Raw genomic sequence first — 24,264 nt, forward strand, 5'->3', positions numbered from 1 at the left:
AGTAAAAAATTCTTGTTAATTATTCGGGTATGTTTTCTAAGTTAAATGTGTGTCAATTTTTCGTGTCGACTGTACCATTGGCTTTAACGTCAGAATATGAATAAAGTCACTGCTGTTTTTTGGGTCACCCCGTCTGCCAACATAACCCCAAACTGCTTTGTTGATTTAGCGGTTGTTTTTTATTGTTTAATTACTTGTCCGATGAACAAAAGGGTCTTTGTCTGAGGAACTTCAATATGCACTTCTCTCATCCCGTATTCACGGTCAAACGGCTCTCTTACTTTCAAACCTGTTACTTTGTCCTTTATTGCAATCCAAAGTCCGTCAAGGTCGTCAATTTCTAAATAAAATTCCATTTGACCGATGTCTTCGCCTGCACGCATAATATGAATTGTCAGATTATCTTTCTGGTAAATTGCGTAAGTTTCTGTGTCCATTTCAGGGGAAAAACCCAATACTTCTTTGAAAAACAAAACTGTTTCTTTCAAATTGAAGGAAGGTATCATCGGGCTTAGATATTTTGCTTTGTATCCATTCATTTATAGAGGTATTTGTTTGGTATGTTGTCAGATTTGTAGTCAATGCCGTAAGAGGCTTTCATCAAAATCTGTACAACTTCGTAAATGTCTTTTTCGGTTCGCTGAAATTGTCTAAGCAAGCCCATCATTGCATAACTGATAGGGTTGACAGAAGGGATAAAAGTTTCCCACTCGTATTCTTTTCCCCAAACAAGCCCTCTTACGGTCAGCGAAAGGTCAGCCTTTTGAGAAACGAGAAATTTCAGTACGTCAATACAGGTGTTATTGTGTTGATTGACCGTGTGAAACACTGGAGTTTGTCCGCCAAATCCGTTGCTGTCAATTCCTGCTTTTTCATTGATGTCGGCCCCGTGTTTCAAAAGGATTTTTGCACAGTTCAAGTGATTATATTCAGCACAAATGTGCAGAAGCGTTGCTTCAAAAAGTGGCGTAAAAGTACAGTCTAAGGAGTATTTTCTATCTTTCTGTTCGTTGTTCTCTGTGAGGATCTTGTCAAGCGAGAAGCCATCATCAAGTAACACAGCGAGAAAAATTTTGTCGTCAAATACCAATCCATAATCAACGAATGTCTTGATGCAGTCTTTAAACTTCGGGCTTCGCAGATACATATTTATCAATTCATAAATAAGCGGCTTGCCATTATGAATCTGATTCGGGTCAATACCATTTTCAAAACATTCCTTAATCCCTTCAGCAGAGTGGATTTCAAAATCGCCTATTATTTTTTGGAGGTAGTCCATTGTACCTGAGATGTGTCAAATAAAATAACCGCTAACATTCGAGGCGTTGCGCAGGTTGGATAACCTGTGATCCTACTGCTGGCTTGGCCACTAAAGACGCGATTAGTTAAAGCCAAATTACTGAAGATGATTACCAATACCAAAAGTTGATAGGGCAATTGTGAAAGCGCAAATTTCACCAAGCCTTTTGTTAGCGGTTTGGGCGTTTACAACGTGAGCCTCCCACCAAGGTGTAGTTTAGCGATTTATGGTGGACTGGGTGGGATTTGTAATTCCACCCTTTTTTTTTCCAATTTGCAATTGGACTTTTCAACCAAACACCCAAATGAAAGATAATTTTTGGAAACTGGAATTACATCCCGACAGCTGTACGGTATCTAATAAATAAAGGGGTGTTGATACAATCTTCGCCTAGAGGTGGTGAATCTTGATAACCGAGGCCGTTTTTCACCGCTAGCGGTGTGTATATGCGTAGTTGCTGACGATAGAAAGCAAATATCGGATTTAAAGTGTCATAGCCATTTTATTCCAATTTTTGTCCGACTTCTCTAATAACGTTTAATAAAAAGTCAGATGTCTCTTTCGTTTTTCTATGATTAATTAAACAAGCCCTTAGCACAAATTCTTCGCCCAGTTTTGTTCCTGTTATAAATACTCGTCCATCCTGTTCCAATGCCGGAATGAGATTTTTATTGATGGTCTTGATAGCTTCCTCGGACTTTAAATTGCCAATATATCTGAAGCATACGACAGCTAAATGTGATGTTGCTTTTAGTTCAAAGTCAGTTGATTTTTCAATTTCATCTGCCAGATAATGCGTCAAATCAATGTCTTTTTGAATCATTGCTTTATATGCGTTGAATCCGTAAGACTTTAAACTCATCCAAACTTTAAAGGCCTTTGCATTTCTTGAAACTTGAAAATAATGCTCATTAAATTCTAATCTATTGTTTCCGGATTCTAATTCGGTGTCTAAGTACTCAGCCTTTTTATAATAGGTTTCCCGTAAGGAGCTCCAATCTTTGATAATTGCACATCCTACTTCAAAGGGTTGATATAACCATTTATGAAAATCCAAAGCTATGGAATCAGCCCTCTCCATGCCTTTGTAGTAATGTTTCAAACTATCCAAGGCAGACGCCAAACCACCATACGCCCCATCAATATGGAACCACATCTGATGCTTTTGGGCAATGTCTGCCAAAGCATCCAAATCGTCAATAGCTCCAGTATTTACTGTACCTGAAATGCCTACTACGCAAAATGGGCGATAACCCTGCGAAATGTCTTTTTCTATTTGTTGCTTTAGGGCTTCAATATCTATTCTGTACCCGGTATCTGTTTTGATTTTTCTTAATTGATTGGTGCCAATTCCCAAAATCTGAACACTCTTATCAATGCAACTATGAACTTGTTCGGACGTATATACCGTAAATGGTTTTTTATTGAATAAACCTTCTTCTTTGATGTTTTCTTTTTTGAAAAATACATTTCGGGCAACTGTTAAGCCTGTTAAATTGGCGGCCGAACCACCACTGACCATTACGCCACCAGCTATAGGATTGTATCCAATCATTTGCGTTGCCCAATGAATCACTCTTTTTTCAATTTCATTCATTGCCGGTGACAAATGCCATTTGGTCGGATTCTGGTCTACCGTATTGGCTAATGTTTCAGCTATGTTAGATATTTGATTCCCTCCAGACATCACATAGGCATACATATGTGGGCCTAAATTGCCAGTTGCAGTATTCAGGACTTTTTGCTCCACAAATCTTAGCAATTCTTCATTATCCATTCCGTTTAAGGGAATAGATTCATCAAACCAACTTTCCACCTCTTCTTGTGAAAAATTGTGATAGCCTTTCTGTGTCTCTATTTGCTCGTATTGCTTTAAAACAAGTTCGTTTGTTTTATTCAATAACTGCTTGTATTCATTTATATCTAAGTCTAATGATTTCATTTTTTAATTTTTTATTTACAAAATCTGAAACAATCCATTTATTCCCGTTTAAAAGTCTTTAGCACCATTCTTTTATTGACTTTAATGTCAGACTCCCTCTTTACGAGACAAGTTGTGAATAAAGTTCCTGCTGGTTTTATGTCATCCACACCTGGATGTAGTTTAATGATTGATGGCGGACTGGGTGGGATTTGCCTTACCTGCACCTGGCCCAAGGCTAATTCCGATAGCTATCGGAACCTAAGGGATCATTTCCAAACGCCTTGTCCTACCCTTTTATCCTTTCATCTTCGATAGACATCGGGATGCAATTTAGATTTTTATACCAAACACCCAAACGAAAGATAATTCATGCGAATTGAATTACATCCCGACAGCTGTATGGGATCTACTAAATAAAAAGGTAGGAGCGAGCCTTAAGAATAGCTTTGATGAAGCTATTTAGCAAAAAGCCATATTTCAGGAAAGAAAAACTATATCTATAGGTTAATCCTTTCTACACCCAGAGGGGGTTTCGTGCAACAGCGGTTTCTTGCTTGGGCTTGCAAGCCGCACGAAAACCTAGTTGTTAGCGGCTGTTTTATTTGTCCGTTAAATTCTCTTTCATATATTCTGCAATGATTATTTCGTTAGTGTCTTTGCTATTTGATAAAGTTTCAATGATTTTTCTTTGCTCCGTATCCGTTCTATTTTGGCTCAATTTCTTTTTAGCTTGTAAGTCGGTTACTAGGATTTCAAATGCAATAATTCCTTTTGACATTTTTAGTTTATATTCTTCTGGAAAATTGTCCCAATGTTGTCGATATGCTGTTTCGTAACTGTCAATTGTCGCTTCAAGAGTTTCAAAAGTTTTTTCTTGTTCAGTTATTAGTTTCCCTTGTCCATAGGCGTGAATTGAAATGTAGTTCCAAGTTGGAACATTTAGGTTATTGTCATAGTTTTTTGTCGAAATGTATGCGTGAGGTTCGCTAAAAATAACCAAAACTGAATTGTTTTCAATGTCTTGCCAATGCTCATTAGCTTTTGCAAAATGTGAAGTCAAAACTATATGGTCGTCTTTGGTTGTTACAACAAATGGTAAATGTGTTGCAGTAGGGAAATTGTTTTTTGAGGTTATAATAGTCGCAAAACTAAACCGTTTTATAAACTCAATAATTTCTGTTTTATCTGTTGCTAAGTTTACTTTTGGAATGTACATTTTTCCATTTCGTTTTAAATTTTCGGGTCTGTCAAAATATCCGCTAACGGTTTTCGGCTTGGCGATGAGGCGGGTTTTTAGTACAAAAGTTCAATAGAATTAGTACTTTTGAACCTTGAACAATGTTTCATAGAAGCACTTCAGCCGCCATATTGCCAAACCGATGTTAGCGGTTCGGGCTTTTTTATTTAGTTGTCTCAAACACATTATCAATAATTGTTTCTACCGCATTTTTTGTTCTCGGAACACCGTCGACTTTCAAATATTCTCTAAGTCTGTTGGCAATAATTTCAGGTCTTGGATTGTCAATTAATCTTGGGTTCAATTGTCGCAACCAAAGAGATTGGTTTAATCTTTCCCCAATTGTTGTGCAATAAGTTAAACTGTCAAGTGCTACCAAACTCAATGGTCGTCCGATTGTCAACCACTTATTTGCTCTGTCCCAAGTGAACCGTGAACATGCGGCAAGTTGTCCCCAGCTTGAAGAAATATTTTTTATTCTTTCACAAACTTTCTCAATCCAGTCAAGTGTCTTGTCGCTTTGGAAATAGAGCAGTGCAGAAACATTTTCGGATAAAAATTTGTCGTCTTTGCTTTCAAGTTCTTTGCTAAGAATTTCAAATGCTTCTTCAAAGTCAAGGCATTTTGTTATTGGCTCTGCAAAGATTTGAAGTTCATTTTCTCGTCTTTTAGTCCATTCATTTTTAATCCATTCTTCTGCTGTTCTTCCAACTACTTTTCCCGCAATTTCAAACGCTTTGTAATTGATTGCTCGGTTGTAACTTACCTTTTCTTTCAGTCTTTTAAGAACATCCAGTTTGTCAAACTTTTGAAGCTCGTTGATAACAAAATCGTCCGTAAAATACTGAACAAATGAAAAGTCAATAAGTCTGTTTAAATCATTTTTGATTTGTTCGAATTCTGGAAACGGAAAATTTTCAGCGTCAATTACTTCAATGTCTGGCTGAGTAGCTTCTCCTGTGTCGTAATCGTAAAAATCATCGTGTAAATAGTAACCGTGTCCATGTATTGAAGTTAAGTTGAAAAACTCCAAAGGTCTTAACGCTTTGTTTAATAGTCTGTCGTAGCAAGCCAAGCACAAACGATAAGGATTTTGTCCTTCTTCAGCGAGTTCTTCAACTTCTTGTATGTTACAACTTTCACATTTCATTGTCTGTGTCGTCTTTTAGCCTGACCGCTAACGTCTTTCTTTCTTCTATTTATAGTGGAAAGCATCCCGATTTAGGATGCTTTCCCTACTATTGAGGAAAGATTTTCTATAAAACTAAAGCAATTTTATTATAAATCTAAACCATCAAATGCACAATTTCTGATCAAAAATCCCAATAGACATTCTTTATCTTATAATAAAGTCTCTGCTACCTTTCTCCTATACTTCCCCTAACCTCCCGCCCACCTTCCCCTATAGATACTCCGACTCCCTCCTAGGGATACTCCGTGTCCTACTTAGGGATACTCCGTGTCTGGGTTACCCTTGAGCTACTTTTGGGAGGAGTATATTGGGGATTTTGGCTATAGGAGGTGCCTCAATCGTTCACGCCTCCTATTTCAAAACAATAAACTCAGGACACCACTCCCCAACCTCTAACCTCTAACCTCTTACTACTTACCTCATACCTCATACTTCCCACTTCAAACTTCCTACTTCCAAACTTCCCAACTTCCATACTTCCCACTTCCCACCTCTCACCATTTACCTATTACCTTCGTACTTTTCACTTCGTACTTCGTACTTCGTTCTTTTTCCCTATTTTAGATCCATGAAAAAGATACAGGATCAGGAAGTCCGTTGGGGGGTGTTGGGTGTAGGTAATGTATGCGAAGTCAAGTCCGCACCTGCTATGAAGCATATTCCCCACAGCAAACTTGTGGCCGTCATGCGCCGCGATGAAGCCAAGGTCAAAGACTATGCACTCCGCCATGATGTCCCCAAGTGGTATACATCCGCTGAGGAATTGGTCTACGACCCGGAAGTCAATGCGGTCTACATCGCTACCCCGCCACACATGCACCTGCCTCTCACAAGGTTGGTGGCTGCAGCCGGCAAACCTGTCTATGTCGAAAAACCCATGGCTAGGACCTATGCCGAATGCAGGGAAATGATCGCCGTCTGTGAGGAAGCCGGAGTTCCGCTTTATGTGGCGTACTACCGGAGGGCACTGCCCCATTTTTTGAAGATCAAAGAATTGATGGATTCCGGCTCCATCGGAGATATCCGAACTGTCCACATCAACCTGAAGCAGGTACTCAAACCAGATGTGGTCGTACATCTGGAAAACAACTGGCGCATCAATCCCGAAATTGCCGGTGGTGGATACTTCTTTGACCTGGCTTCCCATCAGTTGGATTTGTTGGATTTCTTTTTTGGTCCGGTGAGCAAAGCAAGCGGTTTTTCATCCAATCAAGCCAAAGCATACCATGCGGAGGATATAGTGACTGGAAGTTTTGTGTTTGAAAACGGCGTCTTGGGATCAGGAAATTGGTGTTTTACCACATCCCGCACCGCGGAGATCGATGAGGTCATCATTTATGGCAGCAAAGGGTTGATCCGATTTGAGACTTTTGGCAAAGGGGAGTTTACCCTGGAATCAGATCAGGAAGATCCCATCCATTACCATGTCGACCTGCCCAAAAACATTCAGCAGCCTTTGATCAAATCCATTGTCGAGGACTTATTGGGAACGGGAACTTGCCCAAGTACCGGACGTACAGCAGCAAGGACCAATTGGGTGATGGGGGAGATGGTGTAGGAGGAATCAGGAGGCAGTGTTCAGTATTCAGTAGGCGGTATTCAGTAGGCAGTGTTCAGTATTCTGAAGGCAGTCATCAGTCCCGACAACTTGACAACCTGACAACGCGCAGCAGACAACCTGACAACGCGAAGCAGACAACAATTAGAACCACTAAAACAATTAGAACCAAGTACAATGTACTAAGTACCAAGTGCGATCCAATCAACCCGACAACCTGACAACGCGCAGCAGACAACAATTACAACCACTACAACCATTAGAACCTAGAGATTCTTCGCTACACTCAGAATGACGGATACCAACCCGACAACCCGACAACCTGACAACGCGCAGCAGACAACCCGACAACAATTACAACTACTTCAACAACTACAACCACTACAACAATTTCCTCCAACATTCCCCCCTCCCTCCACCATTTTTTCTCAATTGGTTGCTATAAAGGTGAATAATAATATCTTTGTCGCATTAAAAATTTTAGGGTTAACCCAAGATAATTTATGGAACAAGCAATTGTATATCTCGTCCCCGTAATGGGGATTATCGGCCTCATCGTGATGGCCATCAAATCGGCCTGGGTGGTCAAACAAGACCCGGGGGATGCAAACATGGTTGAATTGGCGGGACACATCGCCAAAGGTGCCATGGCTTTTTTGAGAGCGGAATGGAAAATTCTTTTCTATTTCGTAGTTATTGCAGGTATTATTTTGGCTTGGTCAGGGACACTTGTAGACAACTCGAGTCCGATCATTGCCATCTCTTTCGTGATCGGTGCGGTGCTTTCCGCTTTTGCCGGGTACCTCGGGATGAACATCGCTACCAAGGCGAATGTCAGGACTACCCAAGCTGCCAAAACAAGTTTGAAAAAGGCACTTGATGTGTCCTTCACCGGTGGTTCTGTGATGGGAATCGGTGTTGCAGGTCTGGCAGTATTGGGAATGGGCTCGCTCTTTATCGTGTTCTACAACATGTTTGTAGTCTCTACAGGTGGCGATGTCAACGGTGCTGCCATGGCAACAGCCTTGGAAGTATTGGCAGGATTTTCTTTGGGTGCTGAATCCATTGCGCTTTTTGCTAGAGTCGGTGGAGGTATTTATACCAAAGCTGCTGACGTAGGCGCTGACCTTGTAGGAAAAGTAGAAGCAGGTATTCCCGAAGATGATGTGAGAAATCCGGCAACCATTGCAGATAACGTGGGTGACAACGTCGGTGACGTGGCAGGTATGGGTGCAGACCTTTTCGGTTCGTATGTGGCTACCATTTTGGCTTCCATGGTATTGGGAAGGGAAATCGTCTCTGATGATAATTTTGGAGGAATCGCCCCGGTATTGTTGCCATTGGTGATCGCAGGTATGGGATTGTTGTTTTCCATCATTTCCACCTTTTTTGTTAAGATCAATAAAGACACAGACAGTGTTCAGGCAGCCTTGAACAAAGGAAACTGGATTTCTATATTATTGACTGTTACAGCTTCCTATTTCCTGATTGACTACATGTTGCCTGCTGGTGAATTGGTGCTTTCAAGAGGAGGTTCCATTGCATTCACCAAAATGGGTGTTTTTGGAGCTGTTGTCATCGGTCTGATCGTGGGCGCACTCATGAGTGCGATTACTGAATATTACACTTCCATGGGAAAGCGTCCTGTGAATTCCATTATCAAGCAATCTTCCACAGGTCATGCGACCAATATCATTGGAGGTCTTTCCTTGGGTATGGAATCCACCGTTGCTCCGATCTTGGTATTGGCAGCAGGTATTTATGGCTCCTTCTTAAGCGCAGGTTTGTATGGTGTGGCTATCGCCGCAGCCGGGATGATGGCTACTACTGCGATGCAGTTGGCAATTGATGCTTTTGGCCCGATCGCTGATAATGCAGGTGGTATCGCTGAGATGTCAGGTTTGCCAAAAGAAGTAAGAGAAAGAACAGACATCCTTGATGCTGTCGGTAATACCACTGCGGCTACAGGAAAAGGTTTTGCCATTGCCTCAGCGGCATTGACAGCTTTGGCCTTGTTTGCAGCTTATGTTGGCATGGCAGGAATTGATTCTATCGATATTTACAAGGCAGATGTGTTGTCCGGATTGTTTGTCGGGGCGATGATTCCGTTTATCTTCTCTTCCTTGGCCATTGCGGCAGTGGGAAGGGCAGCGATGGACATGGTCAACGAAGTAAGAAGACAGTTCAGGGAAATCCCCGGCATCATGGAATACAAAGCCAAGCCGGAATATGAGAAGTGCGTAGAGATTTCTACCAAAGCATCTTTGAGAGAAATGGTTGCTCCGGGAGCAATTGCATTGCTTTCACCGATCATTGTTGGTTTTGCCTTTGGCCCCGAAGTATTGGGCGGTATGTTGGCAGGTATCACGGTTTCAGGCGTGTTGATGGGAATTTTCCAAAACAATGCCGGCGGTGCTTGGGACAATGCCAAGAAGTCCTTCGAAAAAGGAGTCATGATCAATGGAAAAATGGAATACAAAGGTTCTGATGCCCACAAGGCTTCAGTTACGGGTGACACTGTAGGTGATCCTTTCAAAGATACTTCCGGTCCTTCGATGAATATCCTGATCAAATTGACTTCTATCGTCGCTTTGATCATCGCTCCGCATATTTCTGAAGGAGATGGTCATGGCCATGTTCAGATCAAGGCTGAGGATATCAAAGTAACCCAAGAAATTACGCATGAAGACGGCAAGGAAATTGAAAAAACCGTTACCGTGACGATCACCAAATAATAGAATAAATCCGATTCTATAGAAGGCCACCTGTGTATAACGGGTGGCCTTTTTTGTTTTTTTGACGGAGGTTAGCCATATTTTTATTACCTTTTTAATTCAATAACCATCATCCTATGAAATTCCCAAAATCATTCCTTTTGTTTGTTCTCTGCCTTTTGGTAAACGGGCTTTTTGCCCAGTCCTTTACCATGGAGCAGGTTTCTTCCTTTTCCTTTCCTTCAGAATTGGTAACCTCTTCTGCCGGAAACAAAATGGCATGGGCCATGAATGAAAAAGGACTCAGAAATGTCTATGTAGCTCAGGCTCCGGATTTCAGCCCAAGGAAAGTCACAGCTTTTGACAAAGATGATGGACAGGAGATCAGCAGTCTTCAGTTTTCCCCGGATGGAAATTGGTTGCTGTTCGTCCGTGGCGGAGAGCATGGCAGCAATTGGGACCCAAATGTAGGTTTCAATCCTGCTCAATCTACTTCCATCCCGAAAGTGGAACTCTGGACGGTATCTTTCGAAGGAGGAAATGCCAAAGCCTTGACGGAAGGGGATTATCCCACTATTTCTCCTGACAGCAAAACCATAACTTACATCAAAGGAGGTCAGGTCTGGTCGATTTCCCCTCAGGAAGGCAAAGCTTCCCAATTGTTTGAAGCCAAAGGAAATATCCATTCCATTGAATGGTCGCCTGATGGAAAAAAGTTACTTTTTGTAGCCAACAGAAATACACATTCATTGATTGGAATATTTAGCGGTGCTTCCAATCCTATCCAATGGGTTGCCCCATCTTTCAGCCGCGATGTCAGTCCAAGATGGTCTATCGATGGCACCAAGATCGCCTTTGTGAGGTTACCTGGCGGCAAAGGGCAGGAATTGCCAATATTGGAGCAAAGACATAATCCTTGGGAAATCTGGGTGGCCGATGCCGATACCGGTACGGCTTACAAAAGGTGGAAAGCGCCGGAGACGCTTCGCGGTTCTGTTCCTACCACCAATGGCGGCTTCAACCTCCATTGGGCAGCAGAAAATAGAATTGTGTACCTGTCTTACGAAGACGGGTGGCCACACCTGTATGCCATGAATCCGGTTAGCGGTTCTTCTATGCAGCTGACCAAAGGCAACTACATGGTAGAGCATATCAGGTTGAGTCCCGATAAGAAATTTTTGGTTTTCTCGGTCAATACCGGGCCATCCAAAGAGGACATCGACAGACGACACATCGGTTTGGTGTCTGTCAATGGGGGAGAAATGAAACTACTTACCCAAGGGGAAGGCATTGAAGCCATTCCGTCTGTACTTTCTGATAACAAGTCGGTGGCTTATTTTTCTGCTACCGCAAAGAGATCTCTCCTTCCGACTATGGTTGGCATTGAGACCAATAAATCAAAGCTCATTGGAGAAAACATGATCCCTAGTGATTTCCCTTCAAAAAGCCTTGTGGTTCCAAAACAGGTAACATTTAAGTCCCCGGATGGACTTACGGTTCACGGGCAGCTTTTTGAGAAGGAAGGTGGTCCTGCCAAAAAAGCTGCGGTGCTTTTCGTACACGGCGGTCCGCAGCGACAGATGCTGATGGGCTGGAGCTATATGGATTATTATTCCAATACCTATGCTGTGAACCAATACCTCGCTGAACTAGGATTTGTAGTCCTTTCTGTCAACTTCAGGTTAGGCATCGGTTATGGGTATGAATTTCACAAACCTGCAAGAACCTATTGGCAGGGTGCCGAGGAATACTTGGATGTCAAGGCTGCAGGGGAATACCTTGCAGGTCTTCCTCAAGTCGATCCAGAAAGAGTGGGCATTTATGGTGGTTCCTATGGCGGGTATTTGACGGCTTTGGCATTGGGAAAAGATTCAGGTCTTTTTAAAGTCGGAGTAGATATCCATGGAGTTCATAACCTTTCCGGAAGGTTGGAAATGCCGGAAGGCTACGAAAAAGCCCCCGATTTTGATGAGGCCGTAAAGACAGCTTGGTTTTCATCTCCCCTCGCTTATCTCGAGACATGGACTTCCCCTGTTTTATTTATCCATGGAGATGATGATAGGAATGTTCAGGTCAGTCAGACCACAGATCTGATCAGGAGATTTGAGGAGCGAAAGAAGCCTTATGAGTACTTGATCATCCCTGGTGACAGCCACCATTGGATGGTGTTTTCCAATATGGTCAAAGTCAACCAAGCCACTGCTGATTTCCTTAAAAAACACTTAAACCCATAACTGACGCCTTTTATCAGTTATGGGACAAACATCGGTTTTTAATTTTCCAATATTTGTTCCATTCTTTGATTCCAATCAAATATTCCTGTTTTATTGAAAAACCCGGATTCGTCTGGATTTTATTGAAAATTCTTAGGGTTTGGCGACTAATTGATGATGAGGATCAAAGAATCGTTTGGGAACGACTACCTATAAAAAGCAATGCTTTGATCTAAAGGAAATTTTTATAATTAAATATTAAAAATATACTATTTTTTTCCCTTCTTTTTGACTTTTAGCAAAATAAATACCCAGTTCTGGGTATTGTTTTCAACTAAGCTGATAAATATATTTATGCCTATCATAATTGGTTATCGGAACTTTTAATTGGTTATTTATGGATTCGGATAGAAAACAATGTCATTATTGTGGAAAATCAATTCTTGGAAGAGTAGACAAAAAGTTTTGTGATGATTATTGCCGCAACAGCCATAACAACCAACGACGGATTGGCGACAGTCCGGATGTGAGAAACATCATGGCCTATCTCAAAATTAACCGCAACATTCTTGAAAGCATTCTTGTGGATGGGGTTGAGAAGGTCAAGGTTCCCAAAGAGCGTCTTCAGAGGCTTGGATATTTTTTTAAATACCATACCCATACCTATATCAATTGGAAAGGAAACGTGTACACCTACAGTTTTGATTACGGGTTTGTGGAATTGGAGGATGGTTGGGTCTTGGTGGTGAGGGACCTTGGAGATAACCCATCAAAAACCTCCAACAGAAATTAATTGGTTTTGGGTATCCGAAAATGGGTATATACCGTAAACTATACTGCATTATGAAATCATCCTCAATGCATTTTGGATTTGAACAACAAGAAACAATTGAATTCAGGAATAGGACAACCTTTGGCAAAGTCACTGTATAATGAACTCGCCTTTGCAGAACTGCAAGGATGGTTGTACAAAACCCGGAAAAAACCCGGATTTATAAACAAGCTCACCAAAAGCACCCAAGAGGGAATCAACAGCCTTATTCCGGAAAAAGTCCATCAAGTCATTACCTATGCGATAGAGAAAATGGTAAAGGGCGTTTTGTTCGGCACCATATACATTACTCCCTCACCACTGTATGCCATGACTTTGGAGGAAAGAGAGAATAAAGTGAGGAAAATCATCAAGATTTATCAAAACACGGCATCTGCAGAGGGAGCGATCACAGGGGCAGGGGGGATTTTATTTGGATTGGCGGATTTTCCGGCATTTCTCACCATCAAAATGAAGATGCTCTTTGAAATTGCTGCTGCATACGGGCATGACGTAAAACAATTTGAAGAGAGACTATACCTTTTGTATATTTTCAAACTGACTTTTTCAAGTCAGGAAACCAGAAACCAGACTTTGTCTTTGCTTGAAAATTGGCAGGATTATATATCCAAACTTCCTTTAGAAGTTTCTGATTTTGACTGGAGGGATTTTCAGTTGGAATACAGGGATTACCTCGATTTGGTAAAATTGGCCCAACTTGTACCGATTATTGGTGCGGGAGTAGGGGCTGTCGCCAACTACCAATTGGCCAACAAACTCGGAATCAATGCCATGCAGTGTTATAGATTAAGGCATTTTGATTGGGAAATTTAACTTTCCTTTATTTTTTGATTGATGAAAGTTGGCAGAATAATTGATTTTAATTTCTTTTATGTTAAATTTGTCGGTCTATCTCGGTATCAAACCGCATTGCTTAGTACCCACCTAAATTAAATTTTGTATGTTGAAACTTAAATTATTATCGCCAAAATCGATGGTGTTGATTTTGTTGAGCGCTGTTATCATTTTTTCTGGATGCGTAAAAGAAGAAAGTCCTGAGGATGTTACTATCGGCGAACCTTATCAAGGTGGCGTTGTTGCCCATATTTTTGAACCTGGCGAAGAAGGATATGTTGAGGGCAAAAAAACAGGGATCATCATCGCCCCTGTTGAAGAAGTGTTTTTGTCCCAATGGGGCTGCCAAGGAAGGGCTGTAGGAGGGACATCTCCGGAAGTTGGTTTTGGAAGATCAAATACGGAAAGAGTTCTTGCTTTTCATGATGCCTTGCCTAATTATTACAGTAACCCGACCCAATGTCATCCAGCAAATAACGGGACAGTGGCTGCAAGGGTAACCATTGATTTTAATTTGGGGGGATTCAATGATTGGTTTATGCCAAGTCAGGAAGAAATGAACTACCTCTATAAAAACAGAGATAAAATCGGAGGATTTTCTTCAGTAGAATACTGGAGCTCTTGTGAAAGCAATGCAGCCAATGCCTGTGTGATGTCTTTTGTTACCGGAGAATTGTTATCGAAACCGAAAAGCGAAGTCTTAAATGTAAGGGTTATCCGATTCTTCTAAATTTGAAAAACAAATAAGAAAAAAACCTGCGGATCAGTTCCGCAGGTTTTTTTTTGCCAAAGATTTTGATTTAAATTCAGGAAATTCCACTTCCGATATGTCAATGCAAATTCCTGATTGTTTCTATCGTGTATCAGTCAAAGCACTCGTCGTGGATTCTTCCCATAAGTTTCTCTTGGTCAGAGAGGACAATGGCTTGTGGGAACTTCCCGGTGGAGGATTGGATTTTGGGGAAAATCCTCAGGAAGGATTGAGGAGAGAGCTCTTAGAAGAAATGGCTTTGGAAGCAAAGTCGATTTCCGACAAACCCGAATATTTTTTTCCCGCCATCAATCCTAAAGGCCATTATATAGTCAATGCAGTTTACCAAACAGTGCTTTTTCACCTTGATTTTGTTCCATCACCCGAATGTCGTGAAATCAGATTCTTTAGCCCTGTTGAAGTATTTGAAATCAAAGAATGGATGTATCCAAATGTTTTGGAATTTGCCAGGCTGTATAAAATGCCTTGACAATCATTCTTGACCTCCGCTCATAGATCAGAAATCTGTTCCTTTTTCTCCAAGATCAAGGCTTTTGATCCAAATGTTCCGGTAAAGTACATTATGTCCTTCGGCTTGTAATTTGATACCACCCGGACGATCTGTGATACCTTTTCCGCCATCATTTCCGCCGTCTTGTCCTGAATTGGGACCTCCCCAAACCTGGCTGATGGACTTATCTTCATGGATTTTTTTGCCGTTGAAGTAGATGGTAACGCGGGCTTTTTCGACCAACTTTCCATCTTTAAATCTCGCTGCTTTGAAGTTGATATCGTACGCATTCCATTTACCCAATCCATTGTAAGCCTGAACTGTAGGGATGTGCTCATTGATGATGGCTGCGAGACCATGGTCCCCATAATCACCGTCAAGTATCTGGATTTCATACCGGTTTTGAAGGTATACTCCGGAGTTACCACCGGCCTCTTGGATCAGAAACTCAACATGCAACCTAAAATCCCTGAATTCTTCCTTGGTGACAATATCTGCCGCACCATACAATCCTCCTGCTGCGGCGGGGTCATTGCTGTTCATCGCTGTACCTTTGTTTACCGGATCTTTTACGATTTCCCATTTGATGGGTGGCTCGGCCTTTAATCTTGGGCCTTCCCAATAAGTCCATTTTTGGTCCAGCATTTTTCTGCTTCCATCAAAAAGCTGTTGCGCATCTTTGGGTTTCTTGGCACTCACCCCAATTTGGGCCATAGCCAACACAGGCGAGATGATGCAAATGGCAAATAGTATTGTTCTTTTTAAAATTTTCATGGTCATCTGGTTTGATTCAATCATCAAGATAATCAGCAATCGGTATTATTTGAAAATATATTATGCAGTCGGATTTTATTTACTTTTATTCCTGTTCAAGGCAGGAATTTTTTTGGAACGGATAATTTTTGGACAATAAGATTTTTAAATTGCCTCGAATACCAACCTATCCACCTATGAAACCATTCCGATTCTTTCTGATTTTAACTTATTTCACCATTGCTTTTGCCTGTGGTTCAAAAGAAAATAAAATCAGCACAGAGGACCACGCCTCAGAGGTGGAAGCTTGGTATCAAGAACGGATAAAATCCCTGAAAGCAGACGAAGGTTGGCTCAACCTGATAGGCTTACATTGGCTCGAGGTAGGAGAAACTACTTTTGGAACGAGTTCTGAATCCGGCTTTCGGTTGGAATCGGAGGGTTTTCCTGATTCGATAGGGGTTTTTTCTTTGGAAGAAGGAAAAGTTTACTTCACGCCGCAAACTGATAGCATCTTTATTGGTGAAAGTGAAGTGAAAGAAAAAATCAAGATTTTTGATACCGAGGGCCAACTGTCTGAGAAACTTTCCCTCGGAAGCCTCAGGTGGAACATCATCAAAAGGGCAGATGCGTATGGGGTTAGATTGAGGGATTTGAAGACAGCTGCAGTAACCCAATTCGAGGGCATTGAAAGGTTTCCTGTTGATATTGAATGGAGACTTGAAGCTAAATTCGTTCCTTATGTACCTGTCCGGGAAATCCCGATCACAAATGTTCTGGGGCAGACCACCCCAAATCCATCACCGGGTTATCTTGAATTTGAAAAAGACGGTAAATCATACAGAATCGATGCTTTGGATGCTGAAGACGAATTATACCTAATCATTGCAGACAATACCAGCGGTGGAGAGACTTATGGAGGAGGCAGGTATATGTATGTCAAAAAACCCGTTTCAGGAGATCTTGTGATTTTGGATTTTAACAAAGCCTATAACCCTCCCTGTGTGTTTACCCCACATGCCACTTGTCCTTTGCCACCAAGACAGAATATGCTTGATTTGCCGATTATGGCTGGGGAAAAGACATTTGGAGAACACTGATTGAAGCGAGATATGAGACATGAGACAAAAGTGAAAGTTGAAATTTTTTCAAACTTTTTGGGCCCGGAATGATTTTTTCTGTATGAAGAAATCGGAATTGCCAACCAAGACTTGCCCAGTCTGCAATCGGCCATTTGCATGGAGAAAAAAGTGGGAGAAGAATTGGGAGAATGTGAAATACTGTTCCAAAAAGTGTGCAGGTACCAGGAAAACATTGCAATAAAAAACCCGATTGAAGTAACTCAATCGGGTTTTCCATTTAAATAGGGATCATTTTTAATATTCAAAATCGCAACTCAAATCAGTGGTTCCGATAGGGGCACCGTCAGGTATGGCTAATTCTGCTGGAATGCTGAATTCCTCTTTTTCACTGAAGAAATTATTGATTTTGTCAGCCAAATATCTGTGGAAGTCGTCAGAGGTTCCTTTTGTAGAAACGGATTTCTTTTCATTTTTATTCCAGTTCCAATAGGCAATCTCCCTTAATTGGTTTCTTGTGATGCCTTTTACTGTGGCAGTCGCTCTTGGGTCTTTTGCAAGATTTATCAGGTGGTCTGTCAGCTTGTTTTGGACCAAAAGGTTGATTTCTCCCTGATAGGTACCATCATAGCCATTTTCAAAAACCTGTGCGGTAACCTTTTCCAATACATCAGAAAAAGAAGGTAACCCTGCATCAAACAGATGCTGTTGATGCAGCCTGTTAGCCCTTCCTGCCTCAAACAAGAATCCGAAAATGTGGTCCACTACGTTTTCGGCCGGGGCCAAAGGATCAAAGTTCAGTCCGTTTCTGGAAGGGAAAGTCTCTCTGTTTCTTGAATATCCCATCGGACGAGGGGGAATTCTGTCCAAAATCTGTGTCGGCACAGCCAATTGTTCCGACTGAATGGCGACCAGCAAAGCATCCAAAGCACTGTTTTGCTTGGATGCCTCGAGCCTGGATTGAACTCTTTGGTTATCTCCTTTGACTTTATAGGTGTAATCCAATCCTCCGACAAGCTTGGTCGTAGCTTCCAATTGGTACCTGTGCATCAAAAACAAAGGAACCATCACCTCTTCCATCAATGCTTCGGGCTGGTTTTCTTCTATGGAATTCAATCCAAACGAACTCAGTTTTTTTGCACGCATGGCCATCATCCTCATCAGCTCTTCCGGTGCGGAAGCCCCGTTGTCCCAAAGATGGGAAGTGGGATGGCTTCCACTGGGATGCCTGGAATCAGTGTCAGAGATAAAGGTATGTCCCGCAGCATAGGTGTCTTCAAGTAATTTTTTGAGATGCTCTTGCTCTGTTTTTCCGGCAGGAACGGTCTCATACCCATAGCGGATTGCCCATTTGTCCCATTCTCCGATTTTGTCATCATAGGCATCTGATATGTCAATGTTCCCATTGTCATCCATCTTGATCATCGGATAAGGATAATCCATGACTGAGGCGCGGTTGGTAGGGGAGGAGGCATACGCGTGTGCCAAACCCAAAGTATGTCCTATTTCATGTGCAGAAAGTTGTCTCAGTCTCGCCAAGGCCATTTCAAGCATCTTAGGGTTTTTTGGTTTTCCGTCCTCAAATGGCTGTAGCAGTCCCTGCGCTATCAAATAATCCTGTCTTACTCTCAGACTTCCCAAAGTCACGTGGCCTTTGATGATTTCACCGGTTCTGGGATCTGTGACCGAGGAGCCGTAAGACCAACCTCGGGAAGAGCGGTGAACCCATTGGATGACATTGTACCTGACATCCATCAAATCTGCACCTTCGGGCATCAATTCTACACGGTAAGCATTCTTGAATCCCGCAGCCTCATAAGCCTGTGCCCACCAATTTCCACCTTCCAACAAAGCTGAGCGGACAGGTTCAGGCGTACCTCTATCGAGGTAATAGACTATGGGTTCAACAACCTCCGAAACGGCAGCAGTTGGATCTTTCTTTTCTAACCTATGTCTTGAGATATATTTTTTGACCATAGGTTCGCCTATTGGGCTTGTAAAATCCATGTAATCGATATGGAAATATCCTGCCCTTGTGTCGAATTCCCTAGGGGTGTATTTGTCATCGGGAAGTTCGATAAATGAATGCCTTTGCCTTACAGTTACTGATTCAGGCGAAGGAGTTACAGACCTGATATAGGCACCTGTCGGGGTCCCAGTCAAAGTCACTATGGCTTCCACTTCTGTATTTTTAGGAAAATTTTTGGTCATCGGATAGTGAAGTGCGCTTCGCGAAGGATCAGGCTTATAGGTTCCCTGCCTTGCAGACCCAAGCTTTTCACCTACCATGTGCGCATCCTGCATGTAAAAATTGGTAGCATCAACTAGGTATTTGCCACCCTCAGAGTTGATGATTTCAAAACCCCAAAGTACGGATTCTGCAAATGCATCCCTGACGGATTTGACTTCCGAGGCATTGTCACTGAAAGCCCGGAAATCATAATTTTTGTGTACCAACAAAAGTTTGTTGCCGGCTTTTCTGAATTCCACGATCCGGGTTCTTCCAAGCTGTCCGCGATCAAGACCGATATCATTGGAGCCGATTCCTGCCGGCATAGAATTCACATAGAGAAATTCAAAGTCAAGTTTCTCTACTTCAAGGAAGATTTTTCCTTTGTCCTCATCTGTATAAAAGGTGAAGAAACCTTCTTTTTTGCTGAGCTTACTTTTGTCCACTGCCTGACCCAAAAGGGGTACAGAAAGTAGAGCCATACAAATTAGATGTAGTAAAAATATTTTTTTCATAGAATGGTGGTTTGATGCCTCAATTTATCAAAAACCCTGTTTGAGGGGTGTACCGATGGTGGAAATTATCGGTTGAATTGATATTGGAGCTGAAAAACAGTCTCAGTGATGGCGTTGCCTTGGATCTCCTGTAGACCACTTCCGATGACATCCCGATCGGTGTAAATGGTCCTACCAAACCTTGCCCAGAAAGTAAGTTTGGGGCTGATTTTATATTGGCCCAATATGTAATATCGCATTCCCTGACCGTTCAAGGCCGGGATGGAAAACAGCCATAGGACATTTCTTTCAAAAATAAATTGCCTGTTGTCATAATCCTCTGTGTCAAAAAGAACAATTCTCGTCGATAGCCGCCACTTTTGGTAATCTACGTTGATGTCTTGACTTATCGCAAAACCCCGTGTTTTCTTGCCATTGAAATCAAAAGTGCTCGACATAATCCTTGATTTGATGCTCCAATGATTGTCGATGGCATAGTCGAGGTTGAAGGCATAATTCCATTTTTTCCCCTGTGAAAGCTGGTAGCTTGACTGGAAGTTATTGGGTAGTTCAGAGACATTCCGGGCTTTGGATTCTTCCCTGATTTGGGCAAAAAGCAGAATTTTTCTTGATGGGGAATAAGTGAATCTTGTTAGCCATTCGTTACCCGAAGAAGGTGCATAAACCCGATATCTCAACCAAGGGAATTTGAAGTAATCGTAATATAATGCCCAGGTAAATTTTTGGTTGGGCTTGTAATTCAAACCAAAATAAACTCCATGTTCATTGATGGGTCTCGTTCCTTCCGAAAAGGCATTGCCATAGAAGCTATGGAAATCCCGGTCAAATCGTCTCCACAAAACCGAAAAACCAAGCTTTGGATGCAGGCTGCTCATCATTCCAAGGACAGAACCTTTTCCGCCGCTTTTCGATACTGCTGTTTCTCCGAAGAAAAAGTAGTTTTGAAAATTGTAAGCAAAGTAAAGGCTATGCAGGTGGTTTTCTTTTCCAAAGAATTCATACTGATTGTAGACTTGTCTGTTTCTTTGGAAATCCTGTCCGAATTGTGTGTAGAGGCTGTTTAGGCCAACCTGCAGGTCCCTTTTGCGACTTTGGAAATGGACATTAGCACCAAGATTTTTTTCACGGGTTCTGTTTTTGTAATTGATTTCTGTGGCAGTTCGGTGAAGTCCGCTGCTTTGGAGAGACGTGATGATTTCTTCCTTGGTTTCCAAGGTATCAAGTTGGATTTGGATGTTCCCGTCTCTTGGAGCATTGGATGCCATCAGAGTGATGTTGACTGGGCCGGCTTTGTATGTCGCCGATAATCCTCTGAAAAAGCCAAATTCCAAGGCAGCCGTATAGGGTCGGATCCCAATGGTACTCCGTCTGACTGTGGTGATGGTTTCGGCCCCTTTTCCCACACCAAATCCTGCTCCGAATACCAAACCCTGTCCGGTCTGCATCTGAAAATCCCCTACCGAAATCGACCTGAACTTCCCTTGATTGTATAGGGTGAAATGGTACGAAAAAAAATTGAAGCCATATCTTTTTGAGTCGGGATTCCAGATAAACTGCTCGCCGGAATCTTTGTCAATGGTAAACCCAAGGCTAAAATCCTTAGAATGTTGGATCCGAAATCTGCCGTATAGGTTACTGGGATCGCCCAAATACCTGCTGGTCAACCCACCATTTCCCAATGTATCAGCAGGGGTATATCCTTTTCGGGTTTCCCAAACTCTGTTTTGCCTGAAAATGAAATAGGCATCTTTTGACTCTATAATCCTGTCTTTCAGTGAACCCTGCATCCGGTCAGAATCTTCCAAAATCACGAAGGGCAGCAATTTATAGATGGTTTCTAAATCAAAATCAGGAATGGCCTGTAATTCATAGATTGAGATCAGTTTCCCGAACTGATTTCGATAGGCAATGAAACTGTTTACTTGCACTGGTGTCAGGATAAAAATGGATTTCAACTCCTCTGCATTTGTATTGTTGAGGTTGATGGGATTGAGAAAGACCTGCAAAAGACTTTCATAAAGGTCTTCGTAATTTTCATCTGTTCTCTGCATCCCAAATAGCTCCTCTACAAAATTCTCTATATTGATTTCATCTTTTCGATACGTCTGTGCCATGCTACAAAAGCTAAAAATCAGCATCAATATTCCTATGGCCAGCAAGGTTTTCATTTGCCAATAAATAGGTAATTAAAGGAAAAATGATGGGTATTTCCTAAGCTTGGATGTTGGGTCAAGGCATAGTCGATATGGAATCTTTTTGGTCTGAAGCCGATTCCAAAAAAGAATTTTCCCGGATTGGTATTCATTCCCACCCTTGCCCATAACCTTTCCAACAGGTTGTATTCCAATCCCATTTTCAATAGGGGATCAAGAAGAATGTCTTTTTCGGCTTCCAGATTAACCATTAATTTGGAAGATGGTCTGTATGAAATGCCCGCTTTGACAGTGGTGGGTAGCCGGTCATCTGAATTTTTTCCGAATTTTGCCCTAGTGATATTGTACACATGGGCTCCAAAAAACAGTTCGGGAGTCAATTCTGCTACCCCACCAAATTCGATGACTGCGGCCGCACCTCTTCCAAATCCCTCAATACTGGTCTGCAAATAGTTGACTTTGATCCCCAAACTTGCAATTCCTAACTGGTTGGATAAACCGATCCCGATTTGGTTTTGAGAGAAATACTCCGATCCGAAACTAGAAATCCCAAGTCCAAAAGCTTTGTTTTTTCCTTTGATGGCCGCGCCTGCTGCCAATGTGGTGAGTTCGTCGATACCAAGCCGGTGGTCATAGGAAAAGGTGGCCTGAGAAAAATCGATTTTGGACAGTCCTCCAATATTGTTAAAAATGCTCCAAACGTCTCCTATGGTCACGTTTGCATTTCCCATTCCCATACTCCTGCCACCTCTGGGAAATGCCTCAGTGCCTGTTTGGGCTAGTGCGATATTCCAAAAGGAAGTCAGCCAAAGAACAAGGAATAATTTATAACACTTTGCCATACCTTGCAAAACCGGCGAGAAACCGGTTCAATTAAAAATACAAGGACAAAAGGAAAGGAAAAAATAACTATCCGATCTTAAACGTTTAACATTCGACTAACTCAAAATGGCGCCCTGAAGTTTACGAAAAATGCCTGCTCACCTTGGTTATTGAGGGAGTATTCAAACCTGAAAACCATGTCATAAAGTGTCACAATATCAAGGCCGGGACCATAGCCAAAAAGGTATTTGTTTGTTAGACGGGCATTGTCGGGCAGGTTGTTTCGGTCGTTGACGAAGCCATGGTCGAAATTGAATCCCAGATACATTTGAAGTGGGAGGTAGGAAAACTCTTCTAACGGAACATACTTTCCTATATCATAACCCATATCGATAAATCTGAACCGGAAGCTGTTTTTGTGGACAAGTGTCTGTTGGCCTTCTACCACATTGAGTTCATACCCTCTTATAAAATAGGGGTTGTATCCAATACCTCTCACCAAGGTAAAGGGTTGTCTTTTTTCAAAAAATGAGCTGATAGACAAACCTGAAACGAAATTGAATTTTTCACCGATCAGAAAATACTTGTTAGCATTGATGGTAATTTCCGCATCATCTATGTCATCAGCGGTAAACAAACCAAATTTTGTCAAACCGATACTGAGCAGCTCGCCTTCTGTGGCATATTGGATATTGTTTCTCCGGTCATGCCTGAATGTATAACCCAAGACGAAATAATTAAGCTTGGTGCTTTCATGTAGGAAATAGTCGGGGTTTTGAACAAATACGTCAGGATTGATGATGGTATTGTTATAACCGAACGTTACAAAATGGAAATTATAGAAACTTGCCCGGTAGCTGTACCTGAAATAGGCGGAAGAGTTTTTCCTTAAGACTTCCTCATTTTCATTGGTATAAAAAACCTGTTTATTGAAAGCTGATTTGACAGGGATTGTTTTCTGTGTAAAATATGTAAACTGACCACTGATTCCATGATTTTGGTTCCTGTCGAGGTAAGGAATACTGTACATGACTTCAAATGCCTTTACGAAGCCAAATTGAGCTCCGACCTTCAATTTTTCATTCCTGCCGCCGACGTTGTTATGGACCAGTCTTGCTCCGTAATTTACCCTGGAGAAGTCACGGTTTTGGTTGGTCCACCATTCAGCTATGTTCCTGTCAGCAAGGTTGAAAATGATATTGGGAATGATGTACCACCTTTCGGTGACCGATACCAATAGCTCTATTTGCTCATTGTCGGTAAGGAGAGGGGTTATCTCCACACTGTTGAATAGCTGGAGGTTATAGATTTTTTGTTGATCAGCTTGTATCATCGACATCAGCTCATCCCAATCATAACTGACTCCTGTCTTTAGGTCTATTTCCCTAAGGATTATATTCTTACGTGTCTTTTCATTTCCGACAATAAAGATATTGTTGATCACGACCTTTTCAGGATGGTCTATTGCAGTGCTGTCCGGCTGTATAGGTTCCGTTTGGGCAATAGTCATCTTCACCTCAAAAAATCCAAGGAAAACGAAGAAAGCTAGAAGACTAAATTTGTAAAGTTTTTTCAATAGGAACAGTACTTAATTTAAATTTAAGGAACTTTACCTTGCCATATTTCTTTATCTCTGAAATATATCT

The 24,264-nt window shown here is 41.8% G+C and carries 19 protein-coding genes; 9 read left to right on the top strand and 10 right to left on the bottom strand.

Translation table 11 applies throughout. The features are described 5' to 3' along the window. Window positions 1–179: 179 nt before the first annotated feature. From DQW11_RS17750 to DQW11_RS17770, 5 genes are all read right to left on the bottom strand, one after another. Complete coding sequence (locus tag DQW11_RS17750; RefSeq protein ID WP_113925452.1) at window positions 180–539, bottom strand: VOC family protein; 360 nt, start codon at window positions 537–539, stop codon at window positions 180–182. Then, window positions 536–1,279, bottom strand: coding sequence for an ankyrin repeat domain-containing protein (locus DQW11_RS17755; RefSeq protein WP_113925453.1), 744 nt, complete (start codon window positions 1,277–1,279; stop codon window positions 536–538). The genes DQW11_RS17750 and DQW11_RS17755 overlap by 4 nt, the downstream gene beginning before the upstream one ends. A gap of 523 nt (window positions 1,280–1,802) precedes the next feature. Further along, window positions 1,803–3,242: a pyridoxal phosphate-dependent decarboxylase family protein gene (locus DQW11_RS17760; RefSeq protein ID WP_113925454.1), complete on the bottom strand. Its 1,440-nt coding sequence runs from the start codon at window positions 3,240–3,242 to the stop codon at window positions 1,803–1,805. Window positions 3,243–3,822: 580 nt separating this feature from the next. Then, window positions 3,823–4,440: an FMN-binding negative transcriptional regulator gene (locus DQW11_RS17765; protein WP_113925455.1), complete on the bottom strand. Its 618-nt coding sequence runs from the start codon at window positions 4,438–4,440 to the stop codon at window positions 3,823–3,825. A gap of 184 nt (window positions 4,441–4,624) precedes the next feature. Beyond that, complete coding sequence (locus tag DQW11_RS17770) at window positions 4,625–5,611, bottom strand: hypothetical protein (protein WP_113925456.1); 987 nt, start codon at window positions 5,609–5,611, stop codon at window positions 4,625–4,627. A 610-nt stretch (window positions 5,612–6,221) separates the two neighbouring features. Between DQW11_RS17770 and DQW11_RS17775 the strand changes: the two genes are divergently transcribed. The 7 genes from DQW11_RS17775 (at window position 6,222) to DQW11_RS17805 (ending at window position 15,045) form a co-directional block, all read left to right on the top strand. Then, window positions 6,222–7,211 (top strand): Gfo/Idh/MocA family protein, encoded by a 990-nt coding sequence (locus DQW11_RS17775; RefSeq protein WP_113925457.1) that lies wholly within the window; start codon window positions 6,222–6,224, stop codon window positions 7,209–7,211. 503 nt (window positions 7,212–7,714) lie between these two features. Then, on the top strand, window positions 7,715–9,946 hold the full coding sequence (locus tag DQW11_RS17780) for a sodium-translocating pyrophosphatase (RefSeq protein ID WP_113925458.1): 2,232 nt from the start codon (window positions 7,715–7,717) through the stop codon (window positions 9,944–9,946). A gap of 116 nt (window positions 9,947–10,062) precedes the next feature. Further along, window positions 10,063–12,159, top strand: coding sequence for a S9 family peptidase (locus DQW11_RS17785; RefSeq protein ID WP_232826787.1), 2,097 nt, complete (start codon window positions 10,063–10,065; stop codon window positions 12,157–12,159). Between the two features lie 376 nt (window positions 12,160–12,535). Further along, entirely contained in the window at window positions 12,536–12,931 is a 396-nt protein-coding gene (locus DQW11_RS22505; RefSeq protein ID WP_232826788.1) for a DUF2116 family Zn-ribbon domain-containing protein, read from the top strand. A gap of 78 nt (window positions 12,932–13,009) precedes the next feature. Next, window positions 13,010–13,783 (top strand): EcsC family protein, encoded by a 774-nt coding sequence (locus DQW11_RS17795; RefSeq protein ID WP_232826789.1) that lies wholly within the window; start codon window positions 13,010–13,012, stop codon window positions 13,781–13,783. Window positions 13,784–13,910: 127 nt separating this feature from the next. Continuing rightward, window positions 13,911–14,534: a DUF1566 domain-containing protein gene (locus DQW11_RS17800; RefSeq protein WP_113925459.1), complete on the top strand. Its 624-nt coding sequence runs from the start codon at window positions 13,911–13,913 to the stop codon at window positions 14,532–14,534. Window positions 14,535–14,631: 97 nt separating this feature from the next. Then, a complete protein-coding gene (locus DQW11_RS17805; RefSeq protein WP_113925460.1) occupies window positions 14,632–15,045 on the top strand; it encodes an NUDIX hydrolase in 414 nt (137 codons plus the stop codon). A 27-nt stretch (window positions 15,046–15,072) separates the two neighbouring features. On the opposite strand, the gene DQW11_RS17810 is transcribed toward DQW11_RS17805, so the two are convergent. Beyond that, entirely contained in the window at window positions 15,073–15,840 is a 768-nt protein-coding gene (locus DQW11_RS17810; RefSeq protein WP_394337149.1) for a 3-keto-disaccharide hydrolase, read from the bottom strand. 176 nt (window positions 15,841–16,016) lie between these two features. Between DQW11_RS17810 and DQW11_RS17815 the strand changes: the two genes are divergently transcribed. Both DQW11_RS17815 and DQW11_RS17820 read left to right on the top strand, forming a co-directional pair. Continuing rightward, window positions 16,017–16,919, top strand: a complete 903-nt coding sequence (locus DQW11_RS17815; protein ID WP_113925462.1) for a DUF1684 domain-containing protein — start codon at window positions 16,017–16,019, stop codon at window positions 16,917–16,919. An 82-nt stretch (window positions 16,920–17,001) separates the two neighbouring features. Beyond that, complete coding sequence (locus DQW11_RS17820) at window positions 17,002–17,142, top strand: DUF2256 domain-containing protein (protein WP_113925463.1); 141 nt, start codon at window positions 17,002–17,004, stop codon at window positions 17,140–17,142. Window positions 17,143–17,195: 53 nt separating this feature from the next. Here DQW11_RS17820 and DQW11_RS17825 read toward each other — a convergent pair whose 3' ends face one another. From DQW11_RS17825 to DQW11_RS17840, 4 genes are all read right to left on the bottom strand, one after another. Beyond that, window positions 17,196–19,643 carry a zinc-dependent metalloprotease gene (locus DQW11_RS17825; RefSeq protein ID WP_113925464.1) on the bottom strand — a complete coding sequence of 816 codons (2,448 nt, stop codon included), beginning with the start codon at window positions 19,641–19,643 and terminating at the stop codon, window positions 17,196–17,198. A gap of 65 nt (window positions 19,644–19,708) precedes the next feature. Beyond that, the gene (locus DQW11_RS17830; RefSeq protein WP_232826790.1) at window positions 19,709–21,811 is read right to left on the bottom strand and encodes a ComEA family DNA-binding protein; all 2,103 of its coding nucleotides are present in this window, start codon (window positions 21,809–21,811) and stop codon (window positions 19,709–19,711) included. Continuing rightward, window positions 21,808–22,638, bottom strand: coding sequence for a PorV/PorQ family protein (locus DQW11_RS17835; RefSeq protein ID WP_232826791.1), 831 nt, complete (start codon window positions 22,636–22,638; stop codon window positions 21,808–21,810). Before DQW11_RS17835 ends, DQW11_RS17830 begins: the two co-directional genes overlap by 4 nt. A gap of 101 nt (window positions 22,639–22,739) precedes the next feature. After that, on the bottom strand, window positions 22,740–24,194 hold the full coding sequence (locus tag DQW11_RS17840) for a POTRA domain-containing protein (RefSeq protein ID WP_232826792.1): 1,455 nt from the start codon (window positions 24,192–24,194) through the stop codon (window positions 22,740–22,742). Window positions 24,195–24,264: the final 70 nt, after the last annotated feature.

Origin of the sequence: Cognataquiflexum aquatile, assembly GCF_003316845.1 — a bacterium.
GTDB lineage: Bacteria > Bacteroidota > Bacteroidia > Cytophagales > Cyclobacteriaceae > Cognataquiflexum > Cognataquiflexum aquatile.